Origin of the sequence: Paracoccus binzhouensis (genome assembly GCF_016446475.1) — a bacterium.
In the GTDB taxonomy this organism is placed as follows: domain Bacteria; phylum Pseudomonadota; class Alphaproteobacteria; order Rhodobacterales; family Rhodobacteraceae; genus Paracoccus; species Paracoccus binzhouensis.
Map to the genome: position 1 here is coordinate 1 of NZ_JAEHFP010000145.1, position 9,690 is coordinate 9,690.

A 9,690-nucleotide genomic window follows, 5' to 3' on the forward strand; every position below is an offset into this window, starting at 1 on the left:
CCAAATGTTAAACAGTTACCCCTTCGGACCTCAACTGGTAATTCTGCCAGTCACAATTCAAGCTGCGGTTACGTCGTCGGGGGCTCTGTTGCACAAATCGGCTGAAGTCCGAAGTTCCCCTTCCCCGGACGGACTTATCCCACAGCTTCCGTGACGGGTATGCCGAGCGCGGTGTAGCCGTTCAGGACGGCGATGCGGATCTGGAGTTCGGCAACCTGACGATCGAAGTCCCTCGCCATGAGCCTCTGGCCCAGGAGTTTGACACAATGCATCTTCGTTTCGACGCGGCTTCGGCGGTGGTATCCGCTCCATCGTCGCCACAGGGCACGGCCGAGGTATTTTGATGCGCGCAGGGCCTCGTTTCGGGCGACCGCGCCAGCGGTGACGGTCTTCCATGGCTTGGCGTTCTTGCGGGGCGGGATGACGGCTTGGGCGCCGCGGTCAGCGATGGCATCGTGGCATTTGCGTGTGTCGTAGGCCCCATCTGCGGTGACGCTGCCGATCTGCTCGTGCGCCGGGATCTGTTTGAGCAGGTCGGGTAACACCGGCGCATCGCCGATCTGGCTCCCTGTGATCTCCACGGCCCGAACCTCCAGCGTTTCCTCATCAATCCCCAGATGGATCTTGCGCCAGACGCGCCGTTTCGGGCCGCCATGCTTGCGGGCGTGCTACTCGCCTTCGCCCTCGACCTTGATGCCAGTGCTGTCTATCAGCAGGTGCAGCGGCCCCTTGGAACCGCGATACGGTATATTCACAGCCAGGGTCTTCTGGCGGCGGGACAGGGTGCTGAAGTCGGGCACCGTCCAGTCGAGTCCAACCAACTGCAGCAGGCTCTCGACGAAGCCGGTCGTTTGCCTGAGCGCCATGCCGAATAGCACCTTCATCGAAAGGCACGTCTGAATGGCGGCATCGCTGTAGGTCTGCTGGCGGCCACGCCTGCCTGTCGGCGCGGCATCCCAACTCATCTCGGGGTCGAACCAGATCGTGAGCGAGCCCCGGCGCTTGAGCGCTTCGTTGTAGGCTGGCCAGTTCCTCGTCTTGTAGGTTGGGGGTGTCGGTCTGCTCATGCATCCCAGCTACCACGCTGGATTCACGAGATGAATCCCTCACAGGATTTGTGCAACAGAGCCCAGCTTGTGCATAAAAACTCCAATTTATAAACGAAAGGATGCCGAGGACACTAGGCGTTAGACTTCGGCAACGGAGGCGTCCCAGTCAAGCTCTTTTGGGTGCGCGACTTCACCTGCAAAGGAGCGGAAGGGTGGAAACAATCATCCTTTGTCTTCTATCTCGTGCTTGCCTTCGTATTAGCTTAAAACTTTGGATCCAGCGAGAAGTTGAAGGCCGTTACAGCATCCCGAACAAATCATCCGCCAGAATTCCGTCATGCTTGCCTACGACCGATCGGCTTTCCGCAGCCCGGGTCTCCACGATCCGCCACATCCTATACCGTCCCTGTCCAGTGATCTCCCGAACAAGGTCCCGCTCCTCCATCCAGTCGATGTTCCGCTGAACCGTCGCCCGGTGTGCGCCCGTGAGCTTCTCGGCCATCTGAGCAGAGACCAGCGGCCAGCTCGTGAAGAGCTCGCGCAACATGGGTGGCGTCTTGCCCGACAAGGGTGCCATGACCTCAGCCGCGGCCTCGTTCCAGGTCTCGATCTCCTCGAGCCGCCGCAGCCCCGCAAAGACCGCGCTCTCCATCGCATTCAGCCAGCGAGAGAGTCGGGCCGCCGGGTCCCCGATAGCGCGGAAGCCCCCGCCCCCGCCCATGGCGATCGGCGCGAAGATCGCGCCCGGCCGGTTAAGCGATGAAGCCAGATCCGACACCGCCACCCGCGCCGCGGTCACTGCCGCCTCGAGCGGATCGTCGATCGGGGAGAGCTCGGCCACATGCCAAAGGTGGAACCCCATGCAGGCTCGGGTCACTGGATGCAAATCGACCGCCTGCCGCATCATCGCGAGCCAGCTCGCTGCGCGGCTCTCGAAGGCCTCGCGGTCTTCCAGCTCCTGCATGCGGATGGGGGCTTTGGTATCCTTCAGGCTCTCCCCCTGCCCCGGCCGGTCGCGCCGGTCGAGGAAGGTCTCGAGGTCTGCCACGCCAGGGGTTCCGACCGGCCCCGGCCCGCCGGCCAGCCGCCGCACGGTCCAGCCCATCCGGTAGAGCGCCTGGGCGTCATTGGTCGCGGTCGAGATCCGCAGCGCCATGTAGAGAGACAGCCGGTCGAGACCGATCCGATCCTGCGTCAGCCAGCTCAGTTCCGACGCCTCGATCAGGGCGAGCCGCTGCCGCCAGCCCGCCGGACCCCGGCGCAGGCGCTCATCGAGGATCCCGAGCCGCGCCGCGACATGGGCGAGCTGGGCCGCCTGCCCGGCTTCGGCCGCGCGCCAGGCATCGACGATCTCGGATTCCTTGGCCTCGGGCTGCGGTCCCGGAGGGAGAAAATCGGGCTCTTCCTCGGGCGGGCCGGGCAGGAACCACAGATCAGCGTCATCCCGATCCTCGGCCGCCTCCATGTCTTCAAGAGACACCCAGTCATCATCCAAGTCTGTCTGGCGAAATCGGTTCATGCGCGCATTATAGAGCATTTTTGCACGTCAGGCGAGCGGGTTTGAGAAGCCCCGCTTTCCTCTACTATAGAGAGGGTCGAGGCTCCTGTCTCCTCGAGACTGCCGCGCGCCTCTCGTGGCCCTCAGCCCATGAATACAAGGCTTCCCGCGCTCAGCGCGACGAGAGAAACGCCCCTTGCGCGCGTTTACAAACGGTCGTTTATTGGCAGCATATGAAACTGCAAACGGCCTGTTTTGATGCCCCTGATCGGCTATGCGCGCGTCTCAACCGAGGATCAGACCCCCCTGCCCCAGTCGCAGGCCCTGAAATCCGCAGGCTGCGTCGAGATCCACGAGGAGCAGGCCTCGGGCGGAAACCGCGCGCGGCCCGTGCTGGCGCGGGTGCTGGAGCGGATCGGCAAGGGTGACACGCTGGTTGTGGTGCGCATCGACCGTCTGGCGCGCTCGCTTTCGCATTTGCTGGAAGTGATCGAGCGTCTGGAGGCGAAAGGCGCCTTCTTCCGCTCGCTCATGGACCCGATCGACACATCATCCCCGCAGGGCAAGTTCACCCTCCAGGTCCTGGGCGCCGCGGCCGAGTTCGAGCGGGCCCTGATCCGCGAACGGACCAAGGCCGGGCTGGCCAGCGCACGAACCAAAGGCCGGGTTGGCGGCAATCCGGGCCTGCGCGCGCGGGATCCTGCGGCACTGCGAAAGGTGCGGCTGGCGCGGCAGGATGGCTACATGGAACGCCTGAACGAGACGGCGCAGGACTGGGTTCCCCATGTCCGCCGCCTGCGCCCCGACTTGGCTTGGGAAGACGTAGTCCGCGTCGTCAACGGCCCCCTGCCCCGCGAGCGTCAGTGGACGCAAAGTCGGCTTCTGCGCGCGGTCAACGCCTATGTCCGCGACGGCTTTCTGCCCGAGACGGTGCTCGCCCGAGCCGGCCGCCGCGAAACCGACGACCGCCTGCCCGCCATCGTCGCCGCTATCAAGGGCGCGGACCCCGACATCACGCTTCAGGCGATCTGCACTCGGCTGGAAGCCATGCGCGAGCGAACACCCCGTGGGCGGACAAGCTGGCAGCCGTCATCCGTGAAGATGCTGCTGGAGCGGGCGGAGAGGTTGGGTCTGCTTGAGTAGCCTAACAACCTTGCGAATCCTCCATGACATGGAAGGATTACAAGGCTGTGGTCAGCTCTACGCTCAGTAGCTGTCCGGTCATGTAAAGGGGTTGATGATGCGAAGTTGGCCTTCCACCAGCAGGCCATCTTGCATGTCCTCGCTCCACAGCGTGGTGCAGCCTGCAACCAAAGCGCTGGCCACGATCATGGCGTCGTAGATCGAGAAGCCGTAGCGTTCCGCCAAGGCGCGGCCGACGTCGTGGGTCTGAAGGGTCAGGTCTTCGACGGGACACAAGGCGCGCACGCCCTCAAGAAACGCCCCTGCTTCCTCCCAACTCAGGCCAGCCTTGCGGCGACAGTTGACCAGCGTCTCGTTCAGGACTTGAACGCTGATCCGGGGCCCCTGCCCCAGGATGACCTCGGCGCGATCGGCCTTCGGGCCATCGTCGAGCAGGTAAAGAACGACATTCGTGTCCGCGAACTCAGCGCTCATGCGCAGCGTCGCGGCTCAGGCGCTCTGCAGCGGGCAGCTTGCCCCGGAACCGGCGCAGACCCGTCAGCACCTCATCCGCGCGCGCCAGACGACGGACTCTGACCTTGCCGTCGTCCTTGACCAGGTCGATCTGATCGCCTTCCTTGAGGCCAAGCTCCCGAACAAGCTCGACGGGCAGGCGGACGGCAAGCGAGTTGCCCCATTTCGCGACCTGCATTTTGGCCTCCTGCGTGGATATACGATCAGTAATGTATATCACACTAGCTACATGGGCAAGCCTGTCCGCGAGCTTGGGCTACTCTTGTGCGTCACGCAGTGGCTGACACCAGATTTAGAAAGTGCTTGCGCGAATCTGATCGGTCAGGCAATAGTCTCGAAAAATAACGCGCGGTCACATAAAAATCGCGCCCACGGATCGAGCGGGGCATGACCGAGATAGACAAAGACCTGGACGTCGCCATTGGCCACTACGCCGAACTCTTGGCTTCGAACCTGCATGCACAACGCGCAGCGCACTTTCCACCCGACGCGAAAAAGGTGATGCGCAGCTTGACGAGCGGTGAGGCGGCCGATCTGCTCGGTGTCGATCACACCTACCTTCGCAAACTTCATCGGGAAGGCAAGATCACGGACGTCGAGACGACGGCCGGTAGCCATCGCCGCTACACCCTCGACGATGTCTGGGAGATCAGACAAAGCCTTGAGGCCAACGCCAAGAAGCCGGGAACGTACGTGCCGGGCCGTCGTAAGGGCGACGAGCTGCAAGTCATTTCCGTTGTGAATTTCAAGGGTGGAAGCGGCAAGACCACCACATCAGCGCACCTTGCGCAGAGACTCGCGTTCAAGGGTTATCGTGTGCTGGCCATTGATCTGGATCCGCAGGCGTCGTTGTCCGCCTTGCACGGGATTCAGCCTGAACTGGACCTCATGGAAGGCGGGACGCTGTACGACGCAGTCCGTTATGACGACCCTGTCCCGGTTTCCGAGGTCATCAGGAAGACCTACATCCGTGGCCTGGATCTCATTCCGGGCAATCTCGAGCTCATGGAGTTCGAGCACGAAACCCCGGCCGCGATCCAGCGTGGCGGCGCCCGCGCTTTCTTCGCGAGAGTCCGAGACGCCCTCGACAGCGTCGAAAGTGACTACGATGTCGTCGTGATCGACTGCCCTCCGCAACTGGGCTTCCTGACCATGTCTGCCCTTTCCGCGTCCTCGGGCGTCCTGGTGACGGTCCACCCGCAGATGCTTGACCTCATGTCCATGTCGCAGTTCCTGCGGATGACGGCCGACCTGTTGGGCGTGATCCGCGATGCAGGCGCCAACCTGCGGTTCGATTGGCTCCGGTTCCTGCCGACCCGCTACAAGGTGGGCGACGCCCCACAGACCGAGGTGATCGCCTTCATCCGCGGGCTCTTCGGGCGTTCGGTGCTGACGAACCACATGGTCGAGTCGACGGCGATCTCGGATGCCGGGCTGACCAAGCAGACCTTGTATGAGGCGGATAAGAAGGACTTCACGCGCCAGACCTTCGACCGCGCCATCGAGTCCATGAATGCCGTCAATGACGAGATCGCCGCGATCATCCAGAGCACGTGGGGACGCAATGGCAAGAAAGCCTAAATTGGGACTGCCCTTGCAGACCTTGCGCAATGCCCCCGACGCTCTTGAGGGGCGCAGGCTGCGGGGCGGCGTATTCGAGATCGAGCCTGACCATGTCGAGACCGTGGGCAGGCTGGATGACCGTCTTCAAATCGAGATTGCGGGGCTGAAGGCATCGATCTCCAGAAGTGGCCAACGGGTGCCGATCCTCGTGCGACCTCTCGAAGGGTATCGCTACAGCCTGATCTACGGGCGGCGTCGGCTTGAAGCCTGCCGGGATCTCGGGATCAAGGTCCGTGCGATCGTCACCGAAATGGACGGGGATCAGGCGCTTCGGGATCAGCTGCTCGAGAACCAAGAACGCCGCGACCTGAGCTTCATCGAACGTGCCTTGGTGGCGGCAGCCTTGCTCAATGGCGATCACCTGGGAGAGGCGGAACGCACCAACAAGGGCGTGGCAGAGGTTCTAGGTCTTACCGAAGCTGGTGTGTCGCAGCTGTTAAGCGTCGTCCGCGCGGTTGGCGAGAGCCTCGTCCTAGCGATAGGTGCTGCGCCAGGTATCGGCCGGCCTCGTTGGGAGGAACTCAAGAAGTCACTGGGCGATGCATCTGTGGACCGCGAGAACCTCGCTGCAGTAGCGGCAGAGACCAGGTCCTCTCACTCCGGTGGACCTGACGAAAAGTCGGACGCCGCGTTCCTGGCCGTCCTCGCCGCAGTGGTGCAGGCAGAGCGGCCGACCCGCCCATCAAGCCCCCGAGGGGCACCTAGTGTGGCCATTCCGGGTGTCGGGGCTGCAACCATCGCGACAGGGCGCCGCGGCCGACAGTTCAAGCTCGAGCTGAAGGCCGAGGACAGAGATTTTGTCAGCTGGCTTGAGGGCAAGGCCCCGCAGCTGATCGCCGAGCTTCACGAGCGCTGGAAGCGCAAGGAAGACTGAGGAAGAGCAACAACCAAAAAGGAGGCACGAGACAGGCAGAAAAGAAAAAGGCCCCGAGAAGCAAGCTTCACGAGACCTTTCTTAGGTTTCGCACGGGACCAGCCCGCTACAAAACTCAGTTTTCGCACCTCTGAATGTAGCGATCTGGCCCCTTTCCCGCAAGCGCAAAGCGATTCGCGGGCCAGGGAAATTTTGCCTTCGTGAATGACATCATGGAGTACACACCGATTTCGCCGTTTATGCGGCCGATCTCGCACGCCCATCTGCGCGTGGTCGAGCGGCCTGAGGCGTCCGTTCCGGGCAAGCCCGTCAACAAGTGGGAGCTCCTTCGCGAGCTTTCGAAGGCACAGGCCGCCTTCGGGATTTCCGAGCGCGATCTGACGGTTCTCCAGGGGCTTCTCAGCTTCTTTCCCGATGATGCGCTTGGCGGGAACGCCGAGATGGTCGTCTTCCCGTCCAACAAGGCGATCTGTGAGCGGCTGAATGGCATGCCCTGCTCCACGATGCGCCGTCACCTGGCCCGCCTGGTCGAGGCAGGTTTGCTGATGCGCCGCGATAGCCCCAACGGGAAGAGGTATGTCCGCAAGCATGGCGAAGAGCGCGTGGCGTTCGGCTTCGATCTCTCGCCACTCTACTGCCGGTCCGAAGAGGTGGCACGAGCCGCAGAGGCCGTGCGTGAGGCCGAGGACCGTGTGCGGCGACTGCGGGAGGTTGTGAGCCTCATGCGGCGCGATCTCGCTGCTCTTGCGGAGTTTGGAGAGGATATCCAGCCAGGCCTTGGCCTCTGGGATCAGCTACGCGACAAGGCGGCCCTCACTGCCCGCGCCCTCCGCCGCAAGCTCGAGATTGAGGACCTTTCGGCATACCGAGCAGACCTCGAAGCCCTTCTCGACCATGCTCGCAACGTCATTGACGGTCCTGAAACAGAAGAAATGAACACCAATGGTGCCAATACTGAGCGTCACCATCATAATTCAAATAAAGAATCTATAGATCTTGAACCTGCCTTAGAGAAAGGCGGGGCGGCGGCCGACGCGCCAGATGTTGAAACGGATGCGCCTGATGCTGACGTGGAAGAAGCGGACACAAGACGCGTGCCAAAGATCCCGCTCCATCTCGTGATCGCTGGCTGCTCGTCGCTCAAAACCTTCTACCAGGGCGAAGTCAGGCACTGGCACCAACTTTTTGACGCCGCTTGCCATGTGCGGCCGGCCATGGGGATCAGTGCGTCCGCTTGGGAAGAAGCGCAACGGTTCATGGGCCCCGAGCAGGCATCGATCGTTGTCGTCGCCATGCTGGAACGCTTTGCGGACATCCGATCGCCCGGTGGCTACCTCCGTGCGCTGACATCCAAGGCAGCGGCGGGCGAGTTCTCCTGCGGGCCGATGGTCATGGCGCTGATGTCCCGGCGAAATGCTGCATAACAGCTGTTAAGTCTCTTGGAGCGATCATCAAATTCGGCGCGACTTTGCAGCTGTTAAGTCACGCAGCGATGCGTCGGTAGCCGAAGAGAGGGAAAGGTTGGGGGTTTGAGGGACTCTGATGCTGTGACCGCCCCCCGACGGCCTCTGTGTGCCAAGGTGGGTCTGCAATGATCCACAAAGGAGAGCGGTCATGTCTGAGATTATCACGGTCGGACTCGATTTGGCGAAGAATGTGTTTCAGGTTCACGGGGCCGACGCTGCGGGCCGGGCGGTGCTGCGCAAGAAGCTGAGAAGAGACCAGGTCCTGGCATTCTTCGGACAGCTTCCGGCCTGCGTTGTCGCGATGGAAGCCTGTGGCGGCGCCCATTTCTGGGGGCGTGAGATCGGGAAGATCGGGCATGAGGTGCGGCTGATCCCACCCGCCTACGTGAAGCCATTCGTGAAGCGCCAGAAGAATGACATGGCCGATGCCGAAGCAATCTGCGAGGCGGCGCAGCGCCCGACGATGCGCTTCGTGCCGGTGAAGAGCGAGGAGACCCAGGGCGCTGCAATGGTCTTTCGCATCCGCGAGTTGCTGATCCGGCAGAGAACCCAGGCCATCAATGCCCTGCGCGGGCATTTGGGCGAGTTCGGAAAGATCGTGCCGCAGGGCGCGGCTAACGTGTCGAAGCTGATTGCCATTGTGGAAGATCCGGAAGGCGGTCTGCCTGCCGATGCCATCCCCACGCTCAAGGTGCTGGTCGCGACCCTCGCCCATCTCGAGGCGGAGATCAGCAAGCTCGATACCGAGATCGCCCGGTGTGCCCAGGACAATGAGGTGGCGCGGCGGCTGATGACAGTCCCGGGGATAGGTCCTCTGATTGCCACGGCCATCGCAGTCCTGGCTCCGCCCCCCGAGACGTTCCGCAAGGCGCGCGATTTTGCGGCTTGGCTCGGCCTCACACCCCGTCAGCATTCCACAGGCGGCAAGCAGCGCCTTGGGGCCACGACAAGGATGGGCGAACGGTCTTTGCGGCGCCTCCTGATCATTGGCGCCAACAGCGTCATCATCAAACGCCATGTCCATGCTGCGGCCCGGCCGGGAACTTGGCTGGGCGGGATGCTGACGCGCAAGCCGCCGATGCTGGTGCGGGTCGCGCTGGCGAACAAGATGGCGCGGATCGTCTGGGCTCTGATGGCCCGGGGTGGCGTCTACAAGGCTCCGGCTACGGCGGCGTAAGCCGTCCGTCAGTCGCGAGGAGGTCGGAGCGTAAGAGGGCAAGGAGCAGCTTGGCGCAATAGTCGTGAGACAGGATCGGGAGAACCAGTGTGCAACAGAGTGCCAACGAGCACGCGGCTTTGATCTGGATCCGATCTTCGAACACCATGCGGGCCCGCGGCACGACGACGGCCGCACCAGAGGCCGGATACATGTCAGCACCCGGTGACGCGCCAAAATCAGCTTTGAAGATTCCTCTTGCGCAAGGGGCGGTTATACATGTTGCACAAATCGGCTGAAGTCCGAAGTTCCCCTTCCCCGGACGGACTTATCCCACAGCTTCCGTGACGGGTATGCCGAGCGCGGTG

At 62.6% G+C, this 9,690-nt stretch carries 8 protein-coding genes and 1 pseudogene; 5 read left to right on the forward strand and 4 right to left on the reverse strand.

Annotation, left to right across the window (positions count from 1 at the left end):
- Window positions 1-134: 134 nt before the first annotated feature.
- Window positions 135-1,067, reverse strand: a pseudogene (locus I9P22_RS21555) (IS5 family transposase).
- Between the two features lie 280 nt (window positions 1,068-1,347).
- Window positions 1,348-2,568: a helix-turn-helix domain-containing protein gene (locus tag I9P22_RS21560; RefSeq protein ID WP_199262020.1), complete on the reverse strand. Its 1,221-nt coding sequence runs from the start codon at window positions 2,566-2,568 to the stop codon at window positions 1,348-1,350.
- 237 nt (window positions 2,569-2,805) lie between these two features.
- Here I9P22_RS21560 and I9P22_RS21565 point away from each other — a divergent pair, with 237 nt between their 5' ends.
- On the forward strand, window positions 2,806-3,690 hold the full coding sequence (locus tag I9P22_RS21565; protein ID WP_074991447.1) for a recombinase family protein: 885 nt from the start codon (window positions 2,806-2,808) through the stop codon (window positions 3,688-3,690).
- A gap of 78 nt (window positions 3,691-3,768) precedes the next feature.
- Here I9P22_RS21565 and I9P22_RS21570 read toward each other — a convergent pair whose 3' ends face one another.
- Both I9P22_RS21570 and I9P22_RS21575 read right to left on the reverse strand, forming a co-directional pair.
- On the reverse strand, window positions 3,769-4,164 hold the full coding sequence (locus I9P22_RS21570; protein ID WP_024845492.1) for a PIN domain-containing protein: 396 nt from the start codon (window positions 4,162-4,164) through the stop codon (window positions 3,769-3,771).
- Window positions 4,154-4,381: an AbrB/MazE/SpoVT family DNA-binding domain-containing protein gene (locus I9P22_RS21575; protein WP_074991448.1), complete on the reverse strand. Its 228-nt coding sequence runs from the start codon at window positions 4,379-4,381 to the stop codon at window positions 4,154-4,156. The genes I9P22_RS21570 and I9P22_RS21575 overlap by 11 nt, the downstream gene beginning before the upstream one ends.
- A 209-nt stretch (window positions 4,382-4,590) precedes the next feature.
- On the opposite strand from I9P22_RS21575, the gene repA reads away from it, so the two are divergent.
- The 4 genes from repA (at window position 4,591) to I9P22_RS21595 (ending at window position 9,343) form a co-directional block, all read left to right on the forward strand.
- Window positions 4,591-5,784, forward strand: coding sequence for a plasmid partitioning protein RepA (repA, locus tag I9P22_RS21580; protein WP_199262022.1), 1,194 nt, complete (start codon window positions 4,591-4,593; stop codon window positions 5,782-5,784).
- Complete coding sequence (gene repB / locus I9P22_RS21585) at window positions 5,768-6,700, forward strand: plasmid partitioning protein RepB (RefSeq protein ID WP_199262024.1); 933 nt, start codon at window positions 5,768-5,770, stop codon at window positions 6,698-6,700. Before repA ends, repB begins: the two co-directional genes overlap by 17 nt.
- 212 nt (window positions 6,701-6,912) lie before the next feature.
- On the forward strand, window positions 6,913-8,124 hold the full coding sequence (gene repC / locus I9P22_RS21590) for a plasmid replication protein RepC (protein WP_024845489.1): 1,212 nt from the start codon (window positions 6,913-6,915) through the stop codon (window positions 8,122-8,124).
- Between the two features lie 190 nt (window positions 8,125-8,314).
- A complete protein-coding gene (locus tag I9P22_RS21595) occupies window positions 8,315-9,343 on the forward strand; it encodes an IS110-like element ISPko7 family transposase (RefSeq protein WP_028714619.1) in 1,029 nt (342 codons plus the stop codon).
- Window positions 9,344-9,690 lie beyond the last annotated feature (347 nt).